The organism is Streptomyces hokutonensis, from assembly GCF_000376565.1.
Classification (GTDB): Bacteria; Actinomycetota; Actinomycetes; order Streptomycetales; family Streptomycetaceae; genus Streptomyces; species Streptomyces hokutonensis.
In genome coordinates this window covers 18,251-42,655 of sequence record NZ_BARG01000079.1, presented here as the reverse complement: position 1 = coordinate 42,655, position 24,405 = coordinate 18,251, and the positions used below count along the sequence as shown (strand labels likewise).

Genomic DNA, 24,405 nt, shown 5'->3' with positions numbered 1-24,405 from the left:
ATGTGGATTGAATACGGCCATGGACTCCCCGATCTGGGCCGCGCTGTCGGCCGCCGAGCGTTCCGCCGTGGACGAGCTGATCCGGCGGGACCACCGCCTCCCGGCAGCCGTCCGCATGCGCGAGGCCTTCCCGGCCGAACCCAGGCCGGGGCTGTACGAGACGCTGGACGTGGTGGCTGAGCGCTACCGGGAGTTGGGCGTGAGCTTCGAGCGGCGCCCGACCCTGCCCCTGGACCTCACGACGCTCACGGAACAGGTCGAGGCGCTGCCCGGCCGGACGGTGATCGTCGGAGCCGGGCCCGTGGGCGTGACCGCCGCCCTCCTGCTCGCCCGGCACGGCGTCCGGAGCGTCGTCCTCGAACGCCACCAGGACGTCTACCCGCTGCCGCGCGCCGTCGCCACGGACGACGAGGTACGCCGGATCCTCCAAGCCGCGGGCGTGGACGAGGAGTTCGACGCCATCGCCCGGCCCGCGCGCGGGCTGCGGCTGCTGGACGCCCGGCACCGAGTGATGGCCGAGTTCCCCCGCGCCGCACAGGGCGCGCACGGCTTCCCGCAGACCAGCATGTTCGACCAGCCCGCGCTGGAACGCGTGTTGCGCGCCGCGCTGGCACGCGCCCCGGAATGCGAGCTGCGGCAGGGGGTGGAGGTCACCGGCGTCGAGCAGAGCGGTGCGGGACCGGTCCAAGTGACGTACCGCAGGGCCAAGGGCGACCACGTGCTGCTCGCGGCCGCCGTACTCGGCTGCGACGGGGCGGGCAGCGTCACCCGCGCCGCCGTCGGCTCACGATGGGAGGACCTGCGCTTCGAGGAGCGCTGGACGGTCATCGACGTGCGCACCAGCCTCCCGGTCCACTGCTGGGAGGGCGTGGACCAGGTCTGCGACCCGGCGCGGCCGGCCACCTTCATGCGCATCGGCGAGGACCGCTACCGCTGGGAATTCCGGCTGCCGGACGACGCCCGACTGGATCACGAACGGCTGCGAGAGCTGGTCGCGCCCTGGGTGGATCTCTCCCCCGGCGCCGATTTCGAGGTGGTGCGGCAGGCGCAGTACACCTTCCGGGCCCGCACGGCCGACCGCTGGCGCAGTGGCCGTGTCTTCCTCCTCGGCGATGCCGCCCACCTCACCCCGCCGTTCATCCGGCATGAGAACAGCACGGATCACCTCTGCCGTCGTCCTTGTCGCAGGCGAGTTGTACAGCGTGTTGCGCGTGAGCCCGGCCCGGGCCGGGATTGTTCGAGCTGAGCGGCGCGCCCTCGGTACCGGGCGGGGCCGTAGGCCGGAGCTCACCGGCCCTCGAACCCGTCGGTCCGGCTCCAGTTGAGGGTCGTGTTGCTCCCGAAGACCACCCGCTGACCGTCCTCGGAGACCGTGGCCCGTTCCCAACCGTCAAAGTTCCTCGTGACGTCGACGCTCCAGTCGGTCAGGTCGCCGACACCGACGGCCGCGAGAGACTCGGTCGGTGGCTCGCCGTCGTAGCAGTAGGGGCCGAAGTCGGCGATGGCCGCGACGGTTCCGTTCTTGGTGCGCAGGTGGATGCCCTGGCATGCGTCGGTCGTGGTGCGGTAGATGACCGTCGGAACGGTCCAGGCCTTCGCCCGGGGGCTGTAGTGCTGCTCGACAAGCCCCTTGCCCCGGCGGTAGTGCAGGGCCACGCGGCGGCCGTCAGCGAGTTTCACCTCGGCGTTGTACGGGCTTGGACTGCCGCTCCAAGGGAGGTCGCTCTTCTGCAACTTGGAGGCGTAGACCGTGGATTCCGGTGAGGCTGGGGCACTCCCAGACGGTTCCTTCACCGCCGCCGGGTTCTGATGCGCGCACGCCGCCAAAGTCACCGTCACGAGCACGCCAAGCATCACTCTGACCGGCGCCCTCGTGCCGGGCTTGTGCATACGTGCCTCCCGTCGCCCCGACGCAGCATAAGGGCGACCCGCAACGGACCTCCGCTGTCGGCCTGGCAGCAGCGGAGGTCCGGCCGGTTCAAGGAGTGGCCGGCGACCCGGTCCAAATGCGGCGCTCCGCACTCAGCGGGTCGTCCAGCGCCTGCGGGGTGGTGTCCCAAGTCATCGTGGTACGGCGCTTGTCGGTGTAGCGGGGCCACTCGGGGCCCGGGTCGAGGTCGCGGACGAAGGCGACCCAGGCTCCGTGCATCGCGTCGGCGAGGGACTGGGGCGGATGCGGGCCCGTCGCGGCCGTGACGCGCTCGGCGTCAAGGACGTCGAACGCGAAGGGGATCTCCACGCAGTGGGCGGCGGTTCCGAAGGTGAAGTGGTAGAGCCAGGTGGGGAGTTCGCGGTGTGCGCGGGCCTCGGCGAGGGCGAGTGAAGGGCCCCGGAAAATGGCGTCGGTCAGGGCTTGGCCCATGCGTTGCGCCGGGTCGTCGTCGGTGTGGAGGGCGGCGTAGGCGGACACGGCCTCCGGGGCCAACCCGTTTGCGGCCAGCACGGCTTGTACGGCCTCGACCGGTGCGGGTGTCGGCACTGGACCGGTCCCGACCGGCGGATTGAACTCCCGCTGGGTGAAGCCCAGCACCAGCGGGACGGAAGCCGCGCTGCCCTCCGCGAAAGCCTCCGCCACAGGGATCGGGATCAACTCCCCGTCCGCAAAGGGCGCGAGCGTCAGCCCGGCCTCCGGAGCGGCCAACGCGTCCTGAAGCGCGAGCAGTTCGTCGACGGTCAGATCGCGGAGCGCGGACGCGAGGGCGGGGACGCCGGTGCGTTCCGTCAGGCGGGCCGAGTCGGCGAGGGCGTCGCGTCGGTGCTGGGGGGACCTGACCGCGCCCGACTGGGAGATCGCGGCGCGGAAGAGTCCGTGTGCGGCGGGCGTGGCCATCAACGTCTGCGCGGCGCCGCCACCCGCCGACTGCCCGGCGACGGTGACCTTCGCGGGGTCGCCGCCGAACGCGTCGATGTTGTCGCGTACCCAGGTCAGTGCGGCGATCCAGTCGAGCACGCCGCGGTTGTCGGGGGCGTCGTCGAGGTGGAGGAAGCCCTCGATGCCGAGCCGGTAGCCGATCGACACGAGAACGACTCCGTCGCGGGCGAAGGCCGAGCCGTCGTACCAGGGACTGGCGGCCGATCCGGCGACGTAACCGCCCCCGTGGATCCAGACGAGGACGGGCAGGCTCGCGCCCGGTTGCGGGTCGGGGGTGAAGACGTTGAGGTTCAGGACGCCGTCGCCCGGTATCGACGGTTCGGGGATGGTGGTGGGGCCGTCGAGGATGAAGGGGCGGCGTTGCGCGGTGGGCCCGTACCGGGTGGCGTCGAGTGGTTCGGTCCACGGCTCGGGCGCGACGGGGGCGGCGAAGCGGAGGTCGCCGACCGGGGGCTTGGCGTAGGGGATGCCGAGGAAGCGGGCGGTGGTGTGCTGCCACGTCCCGAGGACGGGTCCCTGGGACGTGGCAGCGATCACGGACTGGGGCACGGAGCAACTTCCTTGTGGAGGAGGGCGGTTACGGTCGGTGGTCGAAGTCTCTTGCCTGATCCGCTACTTGACGCTCTTGATCGGCCGGATGGCGAGCGCGCTGATCAGTACGACGGCCATGGCGAAGACGAACAGGACGCGGTACCCCGGCAGTTTGTCGGAACCCGCGGCGAAGGAGGTGATGAGTACGGACGCGATGATCGGGCCGAGGGCCTGGGGGATGTTGGTGGCGATGTTGAGGATGCCGAGGTCCTTTCCGGCCGCCGAGCCCTTGGGCAGGACCTCGGTCATCAGGGCCATGTCCAGCGACATGTACGTCCCGAATCCCATGCCGCTGACCAGCGCGTAGGCGTACATCGCGGGCAGGGTGGGGCTGAGCAGCGGGATGGCCATGGAGAGGGCGAGCAGGACGGACGCGCCGATCACGAAGATCTTGCGGCGGCCGGTGCGGTCGGAGATCTTCGCGGCCGGGACGGCACCGGCGAGGGTGCCGACGAGGGCGAGCACGGACATCAACTGCTGGGCGCTGTCGACCGCGTCGCCGTCGAGGCCGACGTAGTCCTGGAGGGCGTAGCGCTGGTAGGTGGCGACGCCCCAATAGCCGAGGATGAAGGTCATGCGGGCCACGAACGCCCAGGCGAAGTCCGGGTGTTGACGCGGCGAGACCCAGAAGCCGGTGAGGAACTCCCGCCAGGAGAAGGGCTCCGGGGGTTCGGGGCGGGTGCGGTCGCGGTTGAGGAGGACGAAGGCGAGGACCGTCACCAGGACGACGGCCGCGATGACGCCGTAGCCGAGGCCGAGGCGTCCGGCGTAGCGGGCGGCGAGGATCACGCCGAGGGTGGCACCGAGGTTGGAGCCGAGGCCGACGAAGGCGGAGACGATGCCGAACCGGCGGGGAGCGACTCGGTCGGCCATGACGGCGGTGAGCGGGGCCTGGACCACGTTCAGCAGTACCTGGACGGCGACCCACAGCAGGGTGAGCCAGAGCAGGGTGGTGGCGTGGGAGATGGCCAGCAGGGTGAGGACCGCGCCGACGGCGCCGAACAGCATCCAGGGGGTGCGGCGGCCGAGGCGGCCCCGGGTGCGGTCGGAGACGGCGCCGATGATCGGCTGGGCGAAGAGCGTGACGATGGACGAGGTCATCGTGACCAGCGCGAGGTTCGATTCCTTCGCGGCGGCGTCGAGGTTCTGGATCTGGGTGGGAAGCAGAACGACGACGAGACCGGCGTAGGCGGTGTAGAGAGCGGCGAACCCCGCGCCCATCGACCACATCAGGACGTTGACCCGGGAGCGGCCCAGGGTGTCGTCCTTTCGGGAAGTGGCGGGGGCGGAAGAGGTCGAAGCGGACAAGGACGCCTCCACGGGGACGGACCGGCTTCGTTGCCGGTGTCGGGAGTATGGGCACGCCCATTTATTTATTTCAAGACTCGAAAAAATATGTCTTGGCCACCCTGACCGGATCGCACCGTGCCGGGGCACAATCGTCGGTGTGAACGCCCCCGCCGACTCCGCCGACGTACGACGCCGCAATCTGGCCCTGGTGCTGCGCCATCTCGACGCCCACGGCCCCTGCGCCCGTACCGAGGTCGCCGCCGGGACCGGTCTTGTGCACGCCTCCGTCACGGCGCTCGTCGCGGAACTCATCGACCGCGGCCTGGTCCGCGAGGCGGGCTCGGTGCCGTCCGGCGGCCGGGGCCGGCCCCGGCGGCTGCTGCGGCTGGTGCCGGAGCGGGTGGTCATCCTCGCCGCGCAGGTGACCCTGGAGTCCGTGCACGTCATGGCGGCCGACTTCCGCGGCCACGTCCTGCACCGCGAGTCGGCGCCGCACCACGCGCCGTACGGCGATCCGCGCGCCCTGGCCGCGGTCATCGGCTGTGTCACGCGGGCGGCCGAAGCAGTGGTCCGGGACGCGTCACCGGACGCCCATGTCGCCCAACTCACCGTCGCCATGGCGGGACCGGTCGTCGGACCCGGCCAACTGGTGGCCGCGGCCATCGACTTCGGCTGGCACAGCACCGACCTGCGCGCCCTGGTGGTGGACCAACTCCCCGGTCTCGACTGCCCGGTTGATGTGGTCAACGACGCCAACATGGCGGCCCTGGCCGAGTACCACGCCCTCGCGGCAGCCGGCGTACGACACCCGGAAACCGTCGCCTACATCAAGGCCGACACCGGAGTCGGCGGCGGGCTGCTCGTCAACGGCCGTGTGCACAGCGGGAGTCACGGCATGGCGGGTGAGATCGGACATCTGCCGATCGCCCTCGACGGCCCCGAATGCCGGTGCGGCACACGGGGTTGTCTGGCGATGTACATCGGGCCCGAACCCCTCATCCACGCGGCCGGGTTGGACGCCGTCGCCGAGTCGGAGGGAGGCGAGGCGGCGCTGGCCGAGCTGGACCGCCGGCTGCGCGCGGGCGACCCGGACGCGACCGCCGCGCTCGGCGCCGCCGGGCACGCGCTGGGTGCGGCTGTCCTCGGTGTCTGCGGTGTCACCGACGTCGGCGAGATCATCCTCGGCGGCTACCTCGCCACCTGGGGCAAGTGGCTGCGGCCCGGCCTCGACGCCCGTATGGCAGGGCGCCGCGCCCTGGCGCCGGACACCCAGCCGGACATCACCTTCGGCGTCCTCGGCACGTCGGCGACACTGCGCGGCGCGTTCCAGACCTGCCGCGACGCTCTTCTCGACGACCCGACCAGCGTGCCGGCCTTGCCGGCACCCCCGGTCGGCGCGACGCCCCCGTAGCACTGCGACCGTCCGGCAGCGGGCCCCTCCCCGCTACCCGTCACCATGGTCACGGAGCACCCCGACACCCGCTCCGGCGCCTCCCGCCGGCGGCCGTCGCCTCATCCGACCGCCCCGGACCTGCCGCGACGCCCCCCTCGACGACTCCACCAGCGTGCCAGCCATCCCCCGCACCTCGGTCGCCGCGACGTCCCCGTAGCGGCACCGCCGTACGGCGCCAAGGCCCTCCCCGCTGCCCGACACCCACTCTGACATCTCCCGCCGGTGGCCGTCGCCTCGTCCAACCGCCCCGGACCTGCCCCAACGCCCTCCTCGACGACCCCACCAACATGCCGGCCATCCCCCACACCCCGTCACCGTGACGTCCCTGTAGCGGCACCGCCGTACGGCGGCAAGGCCCTCCCCGCTGCCCCTGCCTGCTCCTCCCGCCGGCGGCCGTCGCCTCGTCCAACCGCCCCGGACCTGCCGCGCCCCCCTCGACAACCCGACCAACGTGCCGGCCATCCCCCGCACCCCGATCGCCGCCACGTCCCCGTAGCGGCACCGCCGTACGGCGCCAAGACCCTCCCCACTGCCCGCCGGCACCCTCCCGCCGGTGGCCGTCGCTTCGTCCGGTCGCCCCGGTGCAGGCATACTCGGGCCTTGCGCGCGCACCGGCGTTCGCGAGAAGCGGGAGGTGGGCGATGGTGCTGCCATCGACAGCGGGGGCCGAGCCCCGGAAAATCACGATCAACGATGTCGCCAAGTCGGCCGGGGTGTCCCGGCAGACCGTGTCACGGGCGCTCAACGACAAGGACGAGATCGACGTCGACACCAAGCAGCGGGTGCTCGACGCCGCTCGGGCGCTCGGGTACCGGCCGAGCCGGTTCGCCCGCGGTCTGGTCCGCCAGGACACGATGACGATCGGGCTGGTCATCCCCGATCTGCTCAACCCGTTCTTCACCGAGGTCGCCGCCGCCGCGCTGGAGGCGGCCCGCTCCCGTGGCTGGCAGGTCGTCGTGTACGACACCGGCGACCGGGCGGAGGAGGAACTCGGCACCCTCCAGGTGATCAGCTCCCAGGTGGACGCGGTCATCGGCTACTTCAGCTGTCCCGAAAGCGAGTTGGAGAAGTTCACGCGTGGGATGCCGGTGGTGCTGATCGGCCGGGAGCAGCGGACGCGGTTCAGCGCGATCACGATCGACGGCTCGGAGGGCGTGCACGCCGCGGTAGCTCACCTGGTCGCGCGGGGGCACACCCGCATCGGCATGCTCGACCACCACACCCGCGCCGAACCGAGCGTCCGGCACGAGTGGTTCACCACGGCAGCGGTGGCACACGGGATCGACCCCGGCCTGGTGGTCGGCGCGGACCAGACCGCCGACGGCGGCGGGGCGGCGCTCCGGGCCATGCTCGCCGCGCACCCCGATGTCACCGCGGTCTTCACGTTCAACGACATCATCGCGCTCGGCGCCCTGCGCGAAGCCCGCCGGCTGGGCAGGAACGTCCCGCACGAGCTGGCGGTCATCGGCTTCGACGGTCTGCAGCTCGGCGCGCTGGTCGAGCCCCCGCTCACCAGCGTCGCCCTCGACACGCGCGGCCTCGGCGCCCTCGCCATCGAACAGATCGCGCGGCTGCTGTCGGGCACCGAGGCGCTGGCGGCCGACGAGCTGGTCGTACGGGGCGAATTGCGGCTCAGTGGCTCCGCGTGAGCCGCGCGGGTGCGCATCCGGTCCGAATGTCTTGACACCCCTCGCGCCGGAGCGCAAACTTCCGAACATTCGCAACACACTTGAACAGGCCACTCCACAAGCAGTCCCGTGAGCGCTCACGGGAGCGCTCACGGGGAGACCGCAGACCGCCCCAAATGGTGCACCCACTCCAGCAGGCATCCCGCCCGAGGGATCAGCATCGAGCCGCCTAGCACCGCTGCTAGTCGTTGTCTGGAACGGAAACTATGAGCAGCAAAGTCACTCGCTTCCGCCTCGCCGTCGTCGCCGTGGCCGCCAGTGTCGCCGTACTCGCCGGATGCTCGTCATCCTCACCGTCGGCCAAGACATCCGCGACCTCCTGCGCCCCCGCGAAGGGCAAGGTGACCCTCCAGTACTGGAACACTGTTCCGGGCATGGACAAGGTCGTCGCCCTGTGGAACAAGAAGAACCCGAACATCCAGGTCGAGACGAAGAACATCTCCAACGACCAGTACGGCATCCTCAGCAACGCCCTCAAGGCGGGCAAGGCCCCCGACCTCTCCCAGGTCGGCTACGACGAACTCCCCAACCTCCGCACGCAGAGCGCCTTCGTGGACGCGTCGGCCTGCTCCGCGGCCACGGCGGCCAAGTCGAAGTTCGTGCCGTGGACCTGGTCGCAGACCAGCTTCGGCAACACCGGCGTGTTCGCCCTGCCGCAGGACACCGGCCCGATGGCCCTCTACGTCCGCAGCGACATCTTCAAGAAGTACAACATCGCGATCCCCACCACCTGGGACGAGTACGCGGCCGCCGCGGCGAAGCTGCACAAGGCGGACCCGAAGCTCGACATCACCTTCTTCGACCCGAACAACGCCGAGTGGTTCAACGGGCTGCTCTGGCAGAACAACGCCCAGATGTACAGCTACTCCGGCAACAAGTGGCAGGTCACGGTCGCCTCGGACCAGAGCAGGCAGGTGGCCGACTACTGGCAGAAGCTGATCGCCGGCAAGCTCGTGCGCACCGACCTCGCCAACGGTTCGACGCAGATGTACGCGGCGTACCAGAAGGACCAGATCGCCAGCTACGTCGGCGCCGCCTGGGGCTACAGCATGTTCCGCGACAACCTCCCCAAGCAGGCCGGCAAGTGGACGATCGTCCCGATGCCGACGTGGGGTTCGGACGGCGCCTCCGGTGACTGGGGCGGCTCGACCGTCGCGTTCATGAAGGGCAGCAAGCACCTCTACGAGTCGGTGAAGTTCAACACCTGGCTCAACACCGACACGGAGGCCCTCGCGCTGGAGAACCAGCTCGGCGGCCTGTATCCGGCGGCCAACGCCGGGCTCCAACTCCCCGCGCTGTCCAAGGGAGTTCCGTACTACAACAACGAGAAGATCTTCGACGTCTTCGCCGCCTCGTCCAAGAAGATCAACACCAGCTTCGCCTGGGGCCCGACCCAGAAGACGGTGAACCTGGCGCTGCAGGACGCGATGGCCAAGGCGGCGGCCGGGAGCGGCACGCTCTCCGACGCCCTGGCGAAGGCACAGGCAACCGCGCTCAAGTCGATGAAGGATCAGGCGATCCCGGCAGCGGCGGGCAAGTGACCGCACGATGACCGACATCGCGACCCGCGCGACGCGTCGGGTGGCGTCACCCGGGGGCCGCCGCCGTCTCAACGGCGGCGGCCCCCGGGCGGGCACCATCTTCGCGTTCGTGATCCCCTTCTTCCTCCCGTTCGTGCTCTTCTACCTGGTGCCGGTCGGCTACGCGCTCTGGCAGAGCGTCCGCGTCGTCCGCCGCACGGGCGGGCAGTACGGCACCTCGTACACGACGTTCGGGGGTTTCGAGCAGTACACGAAGGTCTTCCAGAACGACGAGTTCTGGTCCAGCGTCGGCCGCATCGGGCTCTTCGGTATCGTGCAGGTGCCGGTGATGCTGTTCGTCGCCCTGGTGATCGCGCTGCTGCTCGACACTCCCCTGCTGCGGCTCAAGTCGGTGTTCCGCATCACCGCGTTCATGCCGTACGCGGTGCCCGGTGTCATCGCCGCGATCATGTGGTCGTACCTCTACTCGCCCCAACTGAGCCCCGTAGTCGACCTGTTGAACGGCATCGGGCTCCACCCCGACTTCCTCGGGCCGGGCGCGGTGCTGTGGTCGGCGGCGAACATCTCGACGTGGCTGTGGACCGGCTACAACATGCTGATCATGTTCTCGGCGCTGCAGTCGATCCCGCAGGAGCTGTACGAGGCCGCCAAGCTGGACGGCGCGAGCAACTGGACCATCGCCTGGCAGATCAAGGTCCCGATCATCGCCCCGTCGATCATCCTCACGACGGTGTTCTCGATCATCGGCACGCTCCAGCTCTACGCCGAGCCGGCCGTGCTGCGGCAGATCTCCTCGAACATCTCCAGCACGTTCACGCCGAACATGCTGGCGTACGCGGTGGCCTCCGGGAACAACTACCAGCAGGCCGCGGCCATTTCGGTCGTGATCGCCGTCATCACCTTCGTCCTGAGCTTCGGGTTCATGCGACTGACCTCGAAGAGGGCCGGCCTGTGAGCAAGCAAACCGTGAACCGTGAGAGCCAGGTCAGCCGTACGGCCGCCATGGCCCTGATGCTCCTCCTGGCGATCTACTTCCTGCTGCCGATCTACTTCCTGATCGTCGCGGCCACCAAGCCGCAGGGCGACCTCGCCGCCACCAACGGCCTGACGTTCTCGCACTTCAACCTCTTCGAGAACCTGCGTGTCCTGTTCACCCGCAGCGACGGCATCTTCGGCAAATGGATCGTCAACACCGTGATCTACGCGGTGTTCGGTGCGGTCGTGGGCACGCTGATCTCCGCGCTGTGCGGCTACGCGCTCGCCAAGTTCCAGTTCCGTGGCCGCGAGTTCCTGTTCTCCGTCATCCTCGGCGGCGTCCTCGTCCCCACCACCGCGCTGGCGCTCCCGCTGTTCCTGCTGTTCTCGGCGACCGGGATCGTCAACACGTACTTCGCGGTGTTCCTGCCGAGCATCGTCAGCCCGTTCGGCGTCTATCTCGCCCGGATCTTCGCCAACGCGGCTGTCCCGCAGGAGCTGTTGGAGTCGGCGCGCCTCGACGGCGCCGGTGAGTTCCGCACGTTCTTCTCGGTGGCGTTCAAGCTGATGACCCCGTCGCTGGTGACGATCTTCCTGTTCCAGTTCGTCGCCATCTGGAACAACTTCTTCCTGCCGATGGTCATGCTGCAGAAGGAGTCCCTCTTCCCGATCACGCTCGGCCTCTACGAGTGGAACGGCCAGACCGCCCGGGCCCCGCTCCTCCAGGAGTCCGTCATCACCGGCTCGCTGGTGTCGATCGTGCCGGTGATCATCCTGTTCATCCTGCTCCAGCGGTTCTGGCGCACCGGACTCGCCGCCGGTTCCCTCAAGTGACCGCCCCCGCACAGAAGGTGCCACCCGTCATGAGCGACTCCGCTGTCTTCGTGCCCCATTTCCACTGGGACCGGGAGTGGTACGAGCCCTTCCAGGTGTTCCGGCACCGGCTGGTCGCCGCCCTCGACACCGTGCTGGAGACGGCGGAGACGGACCCGGACTTCCGGTTCACCGTCGACGGCCAACTGGCCGCGATCGAGGACTACTTGGAGATGCGGCCGGAGAACCGCGACCGTGTCGTCGCCCTGGTCCGCGAGGGTCGGCTCGCCATCGGGCCGTGGCTGATCCTGCTCGACGAGTTCCTCTGCTCCGGCGAGACCATCGTCCGCAACCTCCAGATGGGGTGGACGGCGGCCGAGGAACTGGGCGGCGCGATGCCGGTCGGCTATCTGCCCGACATGTTCGGCCACATCGCACAGATGCCGCAGATCCTGGCGCGGGCAGGCATCGAGCACGCGGCGCTGTGGCGCGGGGTGCCCGGCTCCGTCGACGGTCACGCCTTCAACTGGCGGGCGCCGGACGGCTCCCAGGTGCGCACCGAGTTCCTCTTCGACGGCTACGACAACGGCCTCGACGTACTGCTCATCCCCGAGCAGATCGGCCGCGCTCTCAACGACTACGCGGAGATGACGGCCGAACGGTGGGGCACCGACCCGGTGTTGGCGATGGCCGGCACCGACCACAACGCGCCCGACCCCCAACTCGCCTCCTGGCTGCGGCGGGCCTCCGGCGAGGGGCGCCCCATCACCGTCGCCACCCTCGACGAGTACGTCCGCAAGCACGTCCGCGACGAGGTGTCCGCCGCCGTCACGGGCGAGCTGCGCAGCCATGTGCGCGGCAACATCCTCCCGGGTGTGCTGTCGGTACGGCTCGGGCTCAAGCAGCGCATGGCGCTCGCCGAGCGCACGATCGACCACGCCGAGCGCATGAACGCGCTGTGGTCCCGGCGCGACGACTCCCCCTTCCTCCGCCTCGCCTGGCACAAGATCATCGAGTCGACCGCGCACGACTCGGTCGTCGGTTCCGGCACCGACGAGACCTGCGACCAGGTCGCCGCCCGCCTCGCGGAAGCCGCCCAGACGGCCCGTGCCGTACGGGACGCGGCGCTCGCCGAGCCCGCCGCCCAGGTGCCGAGCGACGGCCATCTGGTCGCCAACCCGCTGCCGTTCGACCGTACGGCGCTGGTCGAGGTGGACGTCGTGGCCCCTCCCGAGGGCACCGCGCTCCTCGCGACCGCCGCCGACGGCTCGACGGCCCCCGTGCAGCTGATCTCCCAGGCGCCGACCGTCCTCGCCGACGAGCGCATGGACGCCTCGCAGCTGGAACGCGTGCTGCGCCGAATCCACCGCCGCGAACTGTTCGGCCGGCTGATCGACCACTACGAACTCACCGCCGGTGAGCTGGTGTTCCACCTCGCCGAGGTACCGACGAGCGGTCCCTTCGACCTGTTGATCCTGCGCCGTGAGGTCGCCGAGGCGGCCGCGGCACATCCGGGCGAGTGGCGGGTGCTGACGCTGGAGGAGGCCCGGGCCACCGCGCTCGTGCCCGTGGACGTTCCGGCCTCGGGGCTGGCGAGCTTCCGGGTCGAACCGAGCGAAACCACCGCTGCGACCGCGCACGTCCCCGCCACGGCGACGGACCGCACCCTCTCCAACGGCCTGGTCGAGGTCACCGTCGCCGCCGACGGCACCCTGGACATCACCGGGCCGGACGGCACCGTGCTGTACGGCGTGGGGCGCCTGGTCGACGGCGGTGACCGGGGCGACAGCTACAACTACGCTCCCCCGGCGCAGGACGTCCTCGTCTCGGAGCCCACGGAGATCACCGTCGAGGTGCTCGAAACCGGCCCGCTGCGCTCACGGTTGAGTGTCACGCGGGTCTACGAGTGGCCCGCCGCGCTCTCCGCCGACCGCGATGTGCGCGGCGACCAGGTCGTGCCGACCCCGGTGGAGACGTTGGTGGAAGTGCGGGTGGGCGAGCCGTTCGTTCGGGTGTCCACGTCCTTCCTGAACCAGTCCGCCGATCACCGGCTGCGCTTCCATGTGCCGCTGCCCGAGCCGGTGACCACGTCCGCGTCCGCCGGCCAATTCGCCGTCACCGAGCGCGGGTTGACCGCCGAGGGCGGCTGGGGCGAGTATCCGCTGCCGACCTTCCCGGCCGGTTCGTTTGTTTCGGCGGGCGCGGCCACCGTCCTGCTCGACCACTCCAGCGAGTACGAACTCGTCGGCGACGGCTCCGAACTCGCCATCACGCTGCTGCGGGCGATCGGCTCGATCAGTGTCAACATCCATCCCCTGCGCGACGAACCGGCGGCGAGCGAGATCCCGGTACCCGGTGCGCAGGACCTCGGGATGCGGATCGAGAACCGGTTCGCCGTCGTGCCTTCGGCGTCCGGCTGGCGGGGTGCGCACGCGGTGGCGCTCGCCGAGGAGTTCCGCAACGACGTCCTGGTGACTCGTGGAACCGGGTCCGCCGGGCGTCACCTGCCTCCGGACACCGCCGGGTTGAGGGTCGACGGGGAGGACGTCCTCGTGTCGGCCGTCCGCCGTGTCGGCGGCGACGACGCACAAGTCACCGGCACCGAGGTGCGGTTGACCGCGATGAGCGACAGCCCGTCCACGGTCCGCGTGACGGGGGCCTTCACCGAGGCCACGACCGTCGATCTGCTGGGCCGGCCGCTCTCCCGCACCCCGGTCGCCGACGAGCTCGAACTCGACCTCGGTCCGTGGGAGATCCACACCGTCGTACTCCGGTAGACCGCCATGATCGAATGCAATACGCCCCGTTCTGCTCTCATGAAAGCGTTGTGACCTCTTGCTCCCCGAGTTCTCCCCCCATGTTTCCGACCTCGCACCCGGTCGCGGTGCCCTGCTCCCGGCGCGCTCGTGGCTGCACTCCGACGCGAAGTCCCTCTCCCTGAACGGGTCCTGGAGTTTCCGCCTCTCCCCCACGGCGTCGGCGGCGGAGGACTTCGCGGCCGAGGCCTTCGACGCCGGCGGCTGGGACACCATCCCCGTGCCTGCGCACTGGGTGCTGGAGGGCGACGGCGCGTACGGCCGCCCGATCTACACCAACATCCAGTTCCCGTTCCCGATCGATCCGCCGTACGTCCCGGACGAGAACCCGACCGGCGACTACCGCCGTACCTTCGACCTGCCCGCCGACTGGTCGGACGCCGAGCGGATCGTGCTGCGCTTCGACGGTGTCGAGTCGCTGTTCAGGGTGTGGGTCAACGGGGTGGAGATCGGCGGCGCGAGCGGCAGCCGGCTGGCCCATGAGTTCGATGTGACGTCCGCGGTGCGGCCCGGCGAGAACGTGGTCGCCGTACGGGTGCACCAGTGGTCGGCGGCCAGTTATGTCGAGGACCAGGACCAGTGGTGGCTGCCGGGCATCTTCCGCGATGTCACCCTGGTCGCCCGGCCGGCCGGGGGCATCGAGGACGTCTGGCTGCGGACCGGTTTCGACGACGGGCGCGGCCGGGTCGAGGCGGAGATCACCGCCGACGCCACGGCGTTCCCGGTCACCCTGCGCATCCCCGAACTGGGCGTGGAGCGGGTCTGGGCCACGCCGGCTGACGTGACGCCCGTCGACATCGCCGTCGTAGAGCCGTGGTCCGCCGAGCGGCCGCGCCTCTACGACGCCACGGTGTCGACGGCCGCGGAGACGGTCTCCCTGCGGGTCGGCTTCCGTACGGTCGAGATCCGCGGGGACCAGTTCCTGGTCAACGGGCGCCGGGTCGTGTTCCACGGCGTGAACCGGCACGAGACCCACCCGGAGCGCGGCCGGGTCTTCGACGAGGCGCACGCCCGCGAGGACCTGGCGCTCATGAAGCGGTTCAACGTGAACGCGATCCGCACCAGCCACTACCCGCCGCACCCCCGGCTGCTGGACCTCGCCGACGAGCTCGGGTTCTGGGTGATCCTGGAGTGCGACCTGGAGACGCACGGCTTCGACAAGGTCGGCTGGACCGGCAACCCCAGTGACGACCCGGCCTGGCGCGAGGCGTACCTCGACCGTATCGAGCGCACGGTCGAGCGGGACAAGAACCATCCCAGCATCGTGATCTGGTCGCTCGGCAACGAGGCGGGCACCGGCAGCAACCTCGCCGCGATGTCGGCGTGGGTCCATGCCCGCGACGCCGAACGCCCGGTGCACTACGAGGGCGACTACACGGGCGAATACACCGACGTCTACTCCCGTATGTACGCGTCCGTGCTGGAGACCGAGCAGATCGGCACCGACGGTTCGCGCGCCCCACTGCTCAACTGCACGCCTTCGCAGGGCGCCCGGCAGCGCACCAAGCCGTTCCTGCTGTGCGAGTACGCCCACGCGATGGGCAACGGTCCTGGCGCCTTCGACCAGTACGAGGCGCTGGTGCGCGAACACCCGCGTCTGCACGGCGGTTTCGTCTGGGAGTGGCGCGACCACGGCATCCTGGCCACGGCCCCGGACGGAACTCCGTACTACGCGTACGGCGGTGACTTCGGGGAGGTCATCCACGACGGCAACTTCGTGATGGACGGCATGGTGTTGAGCGACGGCAGCCCGACGCCCAGCCTGTTCGAGTTCAAGACCGTAGTGGCGCCGGTGGACTTCGCGTTCGACGGCGACAAGGTCGCCATCACGAATCTGCGGCACGCGACCGACACGTCCGACCTGCGGTTCAGCTGGCGGGTCGAGCACGACGGAGTGCCGGTGGACTCAGGGGAGTTGGAGGTCCCGGCCGTCGGGGCGGGCGACTCGGGGTGGGTGTCGCTGCCGCCGGTCGCGGTGTCGCCGGACGCCGAGACCTGGCTGACGATCGACGCGGAGCTGGCCCGGGACACGGCGTGGGCGTCCGAGGGCCATGTGGTGGCAACTGCCCAGCTGGACCGCTCTGTTCGCCGTCCGTTGCCCGGTGTCAGGCCGCGCAGCGGCTGGCGGCCCGGCGACGGGACACTCACGCTCGGGATCGCCGAGTTCGTCGGCGGTTCTCTCGTGCGGCTTGGTGAACGTGCCGTATCGGGGCCCCGGTTGGAGCTGTTCCGCGCGCCGACCGACAACGACAAGGGTGCGTGGGGCGAGGTCGAGGAGAGCGACGCGAGCGTCTCCGGGGTGTCCAACGCCGAGCTGTGGCTCCGCGACGGTCTCGACCGGCTGACCTCGCGACGGGTGTCCGTTGAGCAGACCGAGGACGCGCTGCGCACGGTCGACAAGGTCTCGGCCGCCGACTCGGCGCTGTCGGTGCTGGTGGAGTCGGTCTGGTCGCGCGAGAGCGACGGCGAGGTCGAACTGCGGGTGGAGATCCAGCCCTCGCACGGCTGGAAGACGGTGTGGCCGCGGATCGGGGTGCGTTTCGAACTGCCCGACGGCACGGCTCCCGTCGACGGCGCCGAGTGGTTCGGCCTGGGCCCGCTGGAGTCGTACCCCGACAGTCTGCGCGCGGCCCGCGCCGGCCGGTTCTCCGCCGGCATCCGTGACCTCTCGGTCGAGTATGCGCGGCCTCAGGAGACGGGACACCGTACTGCGGTCCGGCGCTTCGCACTGACGACCGGCGACACCGAAGTGCTGCGCGTCGAGGCGCTCCCCGACACGCAGGGCCGACGTCCCGGCTTCACGCTGAGCCGTCACACCCCGCAGGAGATCGCCCGGTCCGGACACCCGTTCGAACTGCCGGTTTCGACATCGAGCCACCTGACCGTCGACGCCGCGCAGCACGGACTCGGTTCACGGGCCTGCGGCCCGGACGTATGGCCCGCGTTCGCACTGCGCCCGGAAGCCCGCACCATCAGGCTCCGGATCACGGCACCGAACTAGAGCGTGTACTGAGGGTGCGGTCTCGCAAGTCCGAGGCCGCATCCCCAGTACTCGCACGGCGGCGACCGCACCCTCACTATGGAAGGGGACGACTGCCGTCCCGGGCGCGACCGTGCCGGTCGTCCCCGTGGGAAGGAGTTCCCCGTGCCCACCCTGCTGTCGGTGAATGTCGGGATGCCGAAGGATGTTCCGTGGGAGGGCAGGACCGTCCGCACCGGTGTGTGGAAGTACCCGGTGCGGGGTCCGGCGATGGTCCGCCGGCTCAACATCGACGGCGACGGCCAGGGCGACACCGCCGGTCACGGCGGCGAGCAGCGGGCCGTGCTCGTCTACCAGATCCAGTCGTACCGGCACTGGCAGCGCCACTTCGGCCGCGACGACCTCGGCTACGGCCAGTTCGGCGAGAACCTCACCGTGGACGGCCTCCTCGACGACGAGGTGTGCATCGGCGACCGGTACCGCATCGGCGAGGCCGAGTTCGAGGTCACCCAGCCGCGCGTCACCTGCTACCGGGTCGGGATGCGCTTCGGCGAACCGGAGTTGGCCGCCCTGCTGGTGAGCCATCACCGTCCCGGTTTCTACATGCGCGTCGTCCGCGAGGGTCATGTGCAGGCCGGTGACCGGATCGTACGGACCAGGACCGGTCCGGGCGCGCTGAGCGTGGCCGACACGGACGCGCTGCTCTACCTCCCCGGCCGCGACCCCGCGAAGCTGCGGCTCGCCCTCAGCGTGCCCGCGTTGAGCCCCGGTTGGCAGGGGTCGTTCCGCGAATTGCTCACCGCCGCCTCAGAACCCACCACCCGTCCGGCCTGGGACGGTTTCCGCCCACTGCGGGTCACGGACGTCACCGCCGAGAGCACGACGGTCACCTCGATCCGGCTGACCGACCCCGACGGCTCCCCGCTCCCGACCGCCCGCGCGGGCCAGTACCTCACCCTGCGCGTCCCCACCACGACCGGTCCCGCCCCCGTGCGCAGCTACTCCCTCTCCGCCGCGCCCGACGCCGGCAGCTACCGGATCAGCGTCAAACACGAGCCCCAGGGCACGGCGAGCGGCTATCTGACCACGCGGCTACGGCCCGGTGCGGACCTCCAAGTCGCCGCGCCCCGCGGTGAGTTCGTGTACGCCGCGGGCAGCGGGCCGGTGCTCCTGGTCTCCGCCGGTATCGGCCTGACTCCGGTGCTGTCCATGCTGCACGAGCTCGCCGCCCGGAAGAGCGAACGTGAGGTCTGGTGGATCCACGGTGCCCGGGGCCCCCGCGAACACCCCCTCGCGGCCGAGGCCCACGACCTGCTCGCCTCGCTGCCGCACGCGCACGAGTACGTCTTCTACAGCGCGGCCACACCCGAGGAACGGCAGCTCGCCCATGCCGCGCCGGGGCGCCTCACCAAGGACAGGCTGATCGCGCTGTCCGTCCCGGCCGACGCGACCGCCTACGTCTGCGGTCCCGCCCCCTTCATGACCGACATCCGGCAGGCCCTCACCGAGGCGGGCGTCGATCCCGCGCACATCCACACCGAGTTGTTCGGGACCCTGGCCGCCATCAACCCGGGCCTCACCGGGCAGCCCGCCCGAGCACCCCACCAACCCCCGGGACCGCCCGGCACCGGTCCGACCGTGACCTTCGCGCGCAGCGGACTCACCGTCCCGTTCGACGACGGCAGGCGCAGTGTGCTCGAACTCGCCGACGCCTGCGACGTCCCCACCCGCTGGAGCTGCCGCACCGGCGTCTGCCACACCTGCGTGACGCCACTGCTGTCCGGCACGATCAGCTACTCCCCCGAACCGCTCGAACCACCCGCCGCCGGTGAGGTCCTGATCTGCTGTGCCCGGCCCTCGACGGACCTCGTCCTCGACATGTAGGGCCGACGCGAACGCGTCGTAGAAAAGATTCTTCCGACCTGCAACCTCGATGCGGCCGGAACGTCTGTCCGGGTGGAGGCGCCTCCGAGCCAGGGCCTTCGCCACGGGAAGCCACCCGTGGCGGCGGCCCGACAGACCGTTCACCATCGACGATTCGAGGAATCACATGTCCGCAGGTCAGGCTGCTCGCAGCAGCCTCCGCTCGGGCCGGGTGCGGCTCGCTCTGGGAGTGACCACCGCCGCCGTCGCGCTCGCCGTCGGCGGGTCTCTGAGCACGGCCCACGCCGATACGGCCCGGGTCACCCCGCACCACAAGGCCGACACCATCGACGTCGGTCTGTGCGACGACACTCCGGACCCGAGCCCGGTGGAGGCCGTGCCGGGCGGGGTGGACAAGCAGCCGAAGCCCGTCCCGCAGCGGACGATCGCTTCCTTCTTCGACTGCTCGGTGCACGTTCCGGACGGCGGCGACCCGGTCGACGCGGTGCCCGTCCCGGACCCTGGCGACCCGGTCGAGGCGGTGCCCGGTGGATACGACTCGACCCCGGCCCACCACGTGACGGACGCCCGGATCGCTCCCGTCAAGCGCTGACGGACCCGGCATGACCGGCCCCTCCGGGCCGGGGTGGAGCCGCCGGGTCACCGCCCGGCGGCTCCACCGCCCGTCCGGCTGTTCCGGACGGTGAGTACCAAGACCATGACGTCCGGGAGATCCATGAAGGCAGCGACGACCCTGGCCGCTCCGGCCCACACCGGCCCCACGTGCGCGTACCCGGCTCCCACCTGGGCCGACGCACTGCGCCGGGCGTTACGACGGCTGGTGCGCGAGGCGACCCCGGGAGCCCGGCCGCCGACGGTGCCGACTCCGCAGGCCGTCCCCGCCGACTTCGGCGAACCCGGTATCGACGAGCTCTACGCCCACCGCCGCCTGGACCTGGTCCGGCTCGCCCTGCTGCTGGTGGACGACCTCCCCACGGCGGAGGACGTCGTCCAGGACGTCTTCGCCGCGCTGTACCGCCGCTACGGCACGCGGCTGGCCGGCCTGGACAACCCCGACGCGTATCTGCGGACGAGCGTGGTCAACACCTCGCGCTCGGTGCTGCGCCGCCGCCGTACCGTACGAGCCCACGTCCCCGAACGCGCGGGGCACGCGCCCTCGGCCGAGGAACCCGTGCTGCTGCGCGAGGAGCACGGGGAAGTGATCGCCGCCCTGCACCGGCTGACCCGGCGGCAGCGCGAAGTGCTGGTCCTGCGCTACTGGTCCCATCTCAGCGAGGCGCAGATCGCCGACACGCTGAGGCTGTCCCGCGGTGCGGTCAAGTCCACGGCTAGCCGGGCACTGGTCGCCCTGCGCCGAGAGTTGGAGGCTCCCCGATGATCGAACAGGACCTCGGTTCCGGTGTCCCGCCGGACTCCGTCGAACAGCGGCTGCGCGACGCCCTGCGGGCCCGGACCGACTCGGTCGACCTGTCCGCGCTGCGCCCCGCCGTCCCGCCGACCGCGCGGGCCCGGTTCCGGCTCACGGCACTCCGGCCCGTGCGCCGTACCGCTCTCGCGCTGCTGGTCGTGGCCGCCGCGGTGGTCGGCGTCCTGTTCGCGGCGACGCATCTGGACCACAGGACGCCGGTCGGGCCCGCGCGCCCCCCATCGGTGTCCCCCTCTTCCGGTGACATGACCGCCAGCCCCGAGGCTCCCGGTTCGAACTCCGTCAACGCGGTGCCCCATCCGTGACCGGGACGGCCAACTGCCCTGCGACCGCGGCCCATTCGTCGGCCGGGAGTGCGAGGAGCCGCTCGATCCGGGCGCTGTCCGGGAGGGGCCCGTGGTCGGCCGTCACCTTGAGCGCCGACGCGGCCGTGATGTGTCCCAGCCGCAGCGCGCGTTCCAAGCCTCCGCCGCGCAGCAGACCGGTGAGCACCCCGGCGGCGAAGGCGTCGCCCGCGCCGACCGGCTCCACCACGTCCGTGCCCAGCGCGGGCACGGTCCATCTGCCGTCCGCGCCGAAGGCGACGGCCGCGTGCCCGCCGTCCTTGACGACGAGAAGGCGCGGACCGGGCAACAGCCTTCGTACACCGTCCGGTTCGAGGTCCGCGCCCCAGAGTTCCTGTGCCTCGTCGAGCCCGACGAAGGTGATGTCGGCCCGGTCGGCCAGCTCGCGCAGCACGGTGGCGGCCGTGTCCGGCGGCCACAGCGCGGGACGGTGGTTGACGTCGAAGCTGATGGCGTACGGCCGTTCGCCGGCCGGGACGGCGAGCGCGGTGGCCACCAGGCTCCGGCAGGACGGGGACAACGCCGCGGTCACGCCCGTGAGATGGAGGACGGAGGCCGACCCGAGCCGGTCGTCGGCCAGTACGTCGGGGCCCATCGCCGAGGCCGCCGAGTTGCCGCGGTAGTAGTGGACGCGGGTGCGGTCGCCGGTCGGCTCCTTCACCAGTAGGCCTGTCGGCCGCTCGGGGTCGCGGCGCACTCCGCCGACGTCGACCCCCGCCGCGCCGACCTCGGCCAGCACCCGCCGGCCCAGCGCGTCGTCCCCGACGGCCGAGAGCCAGGACACGGGGATGCCCAGGTCCGCCAGGTACATGGCCACGTTCGACTCAGCGCCTGCCACCGACACCCGCAGGTCGTCGGCGCTCTCCAGCGATGCCGACGGCGCGGGCGCCAGGGCCGCCATGGTCTCCCCGATGCAGACCACGGCCACACCGGTCGCTCGGGCGTCTTCAAGATCCATGTGACGAATTCCCTTCCCGTGCAGGTCGGTTCAGGCGCAACGGCAGTGCGTGGTCAGCGTCAGCCGCCACCGCGCCTCACCCGAGGCGGGCACCCGGGCGGCATCGCCGGGGCCCGCTTCGGCGAGGTCGAAGACGCGGCCGAGCATCGGTTCGACGCCCGTGCTGCGGTAGGGATCCGGGGCGGGAAAGCCACCCAGGTTGCGCCACAGCGCGATCGACAGGGGCTGACCGTCGGCTTCGAGGGCGAGCGAGAGCCGGTCGGCCCGGTCGTGGACGCAGCAGTGCGAAGCGTCCACGACAGCTCCTACGGCCGTGCCGTCGTCCGGCCCGAACCGGTCGAGGCGCAGTCCGCGCGGCGCGGGCCAGTCGCCCTCCACCCACGGCGCACCCTCCGGCCACACCCCGTCCAACAGCGGCGCCGCCTCGGGGAAGAGCCGGGTGCGCGCTCCCTCGTGGAGGTGCAGCCGCGCCTCGTCGGAGAGGTCGAGCAGGGCGTGCGCGGCCCATACGAAGCGGAAGCCCGCGTCGGCCGTCAGCACATAGTTGGCCTCGGCGCCGGCGGTGGTGCCGCGCACGGTACGGGCCAGCGTGAAGCGGTCGCAGCGCACGACATCCGCCGCCCCCTCCCGCGTCCAGGGCCGTGACCAGGCGTCCCCGTGGTCGGGGTTGCCACGGACCGTGGGGACGCACTCCTCCAGTCCGCCCGCGTCCACGAAGGCGTCACCGGGGAAGGCCTTCTCCCGCTCGGGTGCGTCACGCCGCCACAGCCATTCGCGGTCCCCCGCCCGCAGCGAGGTCCAACGCCCGCCGTGGGCACGGTCGATAACGATGTCCAGCGGCACGGTCACCACTCCGCGAAGGAGCCGTCGGCGTGCCGCCACACGGGGTTGCGCCAGGCGTGACCGGTGCGGTCGGCGGCGCGTACGGCGGCCTCGTCGACGGTGATGCCGAGACCGGGGGCATCGCCGCGCACGGCGTGGCCGTCGACGAAGCGGAACGGCGCGGGGTCGACGAGGTAGGACAGCAGGTCGGCGTCCTTGTTGTAGTGGATGCCCCGACTCTGTTCCTGGATGAGGAAGTTGGGGGTGGCGAAGGCGACCTGGAGACTGGCCGCCAGCGCGATCGGGCCGAGCGGGCAGTGCGGGGCGAGCTGGGCGCCGTAGGCCTCCGCGAGGGAGGCGATGCGGTGCACCTCCGAGATGCCGCCGGCGTGGGACAGGTCGGGCTGGACGACGGCGATGCCCGCGGCGAGCGGGGGCAGGAACTCGGCGCGTCCGTAGAGGCGTTCACCGGTGGCGAGGGGTACCGGGCTCGACTCGACCAGTCCGGCCAGCAGATGGCCGTGCTCGGGCAGTACCGGTTCCTCCACGAACAGCGGGTGCAGCGGGGCGAGTTCGGTGAGGACACGACGGGCGGCGGGGGCGGTGAAGCGGCCGTGGCAGTCGACGGCGACATCGCGGTCGGGGCCGAGTGCCTCGCGGGCGGCGGCGACGCGGGCGACGATCGCGGCGGTCTCGGCGGGGGTGGGGATCGGTGAGGTGGCCCCGGCTGCGTTCATCTTCACCGCGGTGAAGCCCGCCTCTACCTGGGCGGCGATCTGCTCGCTCAGCTGGGCGGGTTCGTCGCCGCCGACCCACGCGTAGACCCGGACGCGGTCGCGCACCGGGCCGCCGAGCAGGGCGTGCACGGGAGCGCCGTAGGTCTTCCCGGCGATGTCCCACAGCGCCTGGTCGAGGCCGGCGACGGCGCTGGAGAGGATGGGGCCGCCCCGGTAGAAGCCTCCCTTGGACATCACCTGCCAGTGGTCCTGGATGCGCAACGGGTCCTGGCCGACGAGGTGTTCGGCCAGCACGTCGACCGCGGCGCGCACCACCTCGGCGCGCCCTTCGACGACCGGTTCGCCCCAGCCGACCACGCCTTCGTCGGTCTCGACCCGGCAGAACAGCCAGCGGGGCGGGACGAGGAAGGTCTCGATACGGGTGATCTTCACTGGGAGCGGGAGCCTTCCGTCTCTTCGGAGCCTGTCTCTGAACCCTCTTCGGACTCGCCGAGCCGGTCCAGGTCGCGGCCTGCCTGGTCGAGCAGGGCCCGCATCGCGGCCTCGGCGGCCTGCGGGTCCTTGTCGCGTACGGCGTCCAGGACGGCGCGGTGGGCCGGGACCGGGTCCTCGCTGTGCGGGGCGCTGTGCACGATGCGGTCGCGGTGCGCGAGGCCCGACTCGATGACCATCTCCATGCGTTCGAGGAGTTCGTTGTGGGTGGCGGCGAGCAGCGCGCGGTGAAAGGCGAGGTCGGCCTCGACGGCGTGGGCCGCGTCGCCGCCCTCCTCGCCCATCGCGTCGAGGGCGCCGTCCAGGGCGGCCAGGTCCGCGTCGGTGCGGCGCTGGGCGGCGAGGCGGACGGCGGCGGGTTCGATGATGGCGCGGACCTCGGCGAGGTTGTGCAGCAGCGCCCGGTCCGACTCGGCGGTGGAGGCGCCCTCGAACTGCCAGCGCAGCACGTCCGCGTCGAGCAGGTTCCACTCCGCGCGGGGGCGCACGAACGTACCGCGCCGCTGACGGGCGTCGACCATCCCCTTGGCCGCGAGCACCTTCAGCGACTCGCGCAGCGCGGTCAGACTCACGTCCAGCTCGCTCTGCAGCGCGACCAGATCCAGCGTGGCCCCTTCGGGGATCCCCCCGCCCAGGATGCGGCGGGCGAGGACTTCCACGGTCTGGCCGTGCACGCCGCGACGGGCATAGGGCGTCATGTCGTACAGCCTTTCTGCTGTTGGG

At 71.2% G+C, this 24,405-nt stretch carries 18 protein-coding genes and 1 pseudogene; 12 read left to right on the top strand and 7 right to left on the bottom strand.

The features are described 5' to 3' along the window. Positions 1-115 precede the first annotated feature (115 nt). Positions 116-1,141: pseudogene (locus SSP08S_RS56910) on the top strand (FAD-dependent monooxygenase); the annotation flags it as partial. Positions 1,142-1,287: 146 nt separating this feature from the next. Here the strand turns inward: SSP08S_RS56910 and SSP08S_RS41720 are convergent. The 3 genes from SSP08S_RS41720 to SSP08S_RS41710 all read right to left on the bottom strand — a co-directional run bounded on the left by SSP08S_RS41720 (position 1,288) and on the right by SSP08S_RS41710 (position 4,771). Next, positions 1,288-1,680: a hypothetical protein gene (locus tag SSP08S_RS41720; protein WP_019073598.1), complete on the bottom strand. Its 393-nt coding sequence runs from the start codon at positions 1,678-1,680 to the stop codon at positions 1,288-1,290. Between the two features lie 298 nt (positions 1,681-1,978). Then, positions 1,979-3,421 (bottom strand): carboxylesterase/lipase family protein, encoded by a 1,443-nt coding sequence (locus SSP08S_RS56905; RefSeq protein WP_019073597.1) that lies wholly within the window; start codon positions 3,419-3,421, stop codon positions 1,979-1,981. 63 nt (positions 3,422-3,484) lie between these two features. Then, on the bottom strand, positions 3,485-4,771 hold the full coding sequence (locus SSP08S_RS41710; RefSeq protein WP_245608063.1) for an MFS transporter: 1,287 nt from the start codon (positions 4,769-4,771) through the stop codon (positions 3,485-3,487). Positions 4,772-4,910: 139 nt separating this feature from the next. Between SSP08S_RS41710 and SSP08S_RS41705 the strand changes: the two genes are divergently transcribed. From SSP08S_RS41705 to SSP08S_RS41655, 11 genes are all read left to right on the top strand, one after another. Beyond that, complete coding sequence (locus SSP08S_RS41705; protein ID WP_019073595.1) at positions 4,911-6,164, top strand: ROK family transcriptional regulator; 1,254 nt, start codon at positions 4,911-4,913, stop codon at positions 6,162-6,164. Positions 6,165-6,847: 683 nt separating this feature from the next. Beyond that, complete coding sequence (locus SSP08S_RS41700) at positions 6,848-7,855, top strand: LacI family DNA-binding transcriptional regulator (protein WP_019073594.1); 1,008 nt, start codon at positions 6,848-6,850, stop codon at positions 7,853-7,855. Between the two features lie 245 nt (positions 7,856-8,100). Continuing rightward, positions 8,101-9,435, top strand: a complete 1,335-nt coding sequence (locus SSP08S_RS41695) for an ABC transporter substrate-binding protein (RefSeq protein ID WP_019073593.1) — start codon at positions 8,101-8,103, stop codon at positions 9,433-9,435. Positions 9,436-9,442: 7 nt separating this feature from the next. After that, positions 9,443-10,390: a carbohydrate ABC transporter permease gene (locus tag SSP08S_RS41690; RefSeq protein WP_019073592.1), complete on the top strand. Its 948-nt coding sequence runs from the start codon at positions 9,443-9,445 to the stop codon at positions 10,388-10,390. Between the two features lie 47 nt (positions 10,391-10,437). After that, the gene (locus SSP08S_RS41685; RefSeq protein WP_234469586.1) at positions 10,438-11,244 is read left to right on the top strand and encodes a carbohydrate ABC transporter permease; all 807 of its coding nucleotides are present in this window, start codon (positions 10,438-10,440) and stop codon (positions 11,242-11,244) included. Positions 11,245-11,273: 29 nt separating this feature from the next. Continuing rightward, positions 11,274-14,000 (top strand): glycoside hydrolase family 38 N-terminal domain-containing protein, encoded by a 2,727-nt coding sequence (locus tag SSP08S_RS41680; protein ID WP_019073590.1) that lies wholly within the window; start codon positions 11,274-11,276, stop codon positions 13,998-14,000. A 58-nt stretch (positions 14,001-14,058) separates the two neighbouring features. Beyond that, positions 14,059-17,040 (top strand): glycoside hydrolase family 2 TIM barrel-domain containing protein, encoded by a 2,982-nt coding sequence (locus tag SSP08S_RS41675; protein ID WP_019073589.1) that lies wholly within the window; start codon positions 14,059-14,061, stop codon positions 17,038-17,040. A 144-nt stretch (positions 17,041-17,184) separates the two neighbouring features. Beyond that, entirely contained in the window at positions 17,185-18,903 is a 1,719-nt protein-coding gene (locus SSP08S_RS41670; protein ID WP_019073588.1) for an MOSC and FAD-binding oxidoreductase domain-containing protein, read from the top strand. 166 nt (positions 18,904-19,069) lie between these two features. Then, on the top strand, positions 19,070-19,495 hold the full coding sequence (locus SSP08S_RS41665) for a hypothetical protein (RefSeq protein WP_158697287.1): 426 nt from the start codon (positions 19,070-19,072) through the stop codon (positions 19,493-19,495). Between the two features lie 123 nt (positions 19,496-19,618). Next, positions 19,619-20,281 (top strand): RNA polymerase sigma factor, encoded by a 663-nt coding sequence (locus tag SSP08S_RS41660; protein ID WP_019073586.1) that lies wholly within the window; start codon positions 19,619-19,621, stop codon positions 20,279-20,281. Next, positions 20,278-20,634: a hypothetical protein gene (locus SSP08S_RS41655; protein ID WP_019073585.1), complete on the top strand. Its 357-nt coding sequence runs from the start codon at positions 20,278-20,280 to the stop codon at positions 20,632-20,634. Before SSP08S_RS41660 ends, SSP08S_RS41655 begins: the two co-directional genes overlap by 4 nt. Here SSP08S_RS41655 and SSP08S_RS41650 read toward each other — a convergent pair. From SSP08S_RS41650 to SSP08S_RS41635, 4 genes are read right to left on the bottom strand one after another with little or no spacing between them, the layout of a single operon-like run. Further along, the gene (locus SSP08S_RS41650; RefSeq protein ID WP_019073584.1) at positions 20,612-21,631 is read right to left on the bottom strand and encodes a sugar kinase; all 1,020 of its coding nucleotides are present in this window, start codon (positions 21,629-21,631) and stop codon (positions 20,612-20,614) included. The genes SSP08S_RS41655 and SSP08S_RS41650 overlap by 23 nt on opposite strands. Before the next feature lie 30 nt (positions 21,632-21,661). Beyond that, positions 21,662-22,480, bottom strand: coding sequence for a hypothetical protein (locus SSP08S_RS41645; protein ID WP_019073583.1), 819 nt, complete (start codon positions 22,478-22,480; stop codon positions 21,662-21,664). Beyond that, positions 22,477-23,622 (bottom strand): galactonate dehydratase, encoded by a 1,146-nt coding sequence (gene dgoD, locus SSP08S_RS41640; RefSeq protein ID WP_019073582.1) that lies wholly within the window; start codon positions 23,620-23,622, stop codon positions 22,477-22,479. The genes SSP08S_RS41645 and dgoD overlap by 4 nt, the downstream gene beginning before the upstream one ends. Further along, positions 23,619-24,380, bottom strand: a complete 762-nt coding sequence (locus SSP08S_RS41635) for a FadR/GntR family transcriptional regulator (protein WP_026179286.1) — start codon at positions 24,378-24,380, stop codon at positions 23,619-23,621. Before SSP08S_RS41635 ends, dgoD begins: the two co-directional genes overlap by 4 nt. Positions 24,381-24,405 lie beyond the last annotated feature (25 nt).

Excerpts from the sequence above, each read along its gene's own strand:
- SSP08S_RS41635 (WP_026179286.1), bottom strand. The coding sequence starts at position 24,380 with ATGACGCCCTATGCCCGTCGCGGCGTGCACGGCCAGACCGTGGAAGTC.
- SSP08S_RS41655 (WP_019073585.1), top strand. The coding sequence starts at position 20,278 with ATGATCGAACAGGACCTCGGTTCCGGTGTCCCGCCGGACTCCGTCGAA.
- SSP08S_RS41650 (WP_019073584.1), bottom strand. The coding sequence starts at position 21,631 with ATGGATCTTGAAGACGCCCGAGCGACCGGTGTGGCCGTGGTCTGCATC.
- SSP08S_RS41680 (WP_019073590.1), top strand. The coding sequence starts at position 11,274 with ATGAGCGACTCCGCTGTCTTCGTGCCCCATTTCCACTGGGACCGGGAG.
- SSP08S_RS41700 (WP_019073594.1), top strand. The coding sequence starts at position 6,848 with ATGGTGCTGCCATCGACAGCGGGGGCCGAGCCCCGGAAAATCACGATC.
- SSP08S_RS41665 (WP_158697287.1), top strand. The coding sequence starts at position 19,070 with ATGTCCGCAGGTCAGGCTGCTCGCAGCAGCCTCCGCTCGGGCCGGGTG.
- SSP08S_RS41685 (WP_234469586.1), top strand. The coding sequence starts at position 10,438 with ATGGCCCTGATGCTCCTCCTGGCGATCTACTTCCTGCTGCCGATCTAC.
- SSP08S_RS41695 (WP_019073593.1), top strand. The coding sequence starts at position 8,101 with ATGAGCAGCAAAGTCACTCGCTTCCGCCTCGCCGTCGTCGCCGTGGCC.
- SSP08S_RS41690 (WP_019073592.1), top strand. The coding sequence starts at position 9,443 with ATGACCGACATCGCGACCCGCGCGACGCGTCGGGTGGCGTCACCCGGG.
- SSP08S_RS41660 (WP_019073586.1), top strand. The coding sequence starts at position 19,619 with ATGAAGGCAGCGACGACCCTGGCCGCTCCGGCCCACACCGGCCCCACG.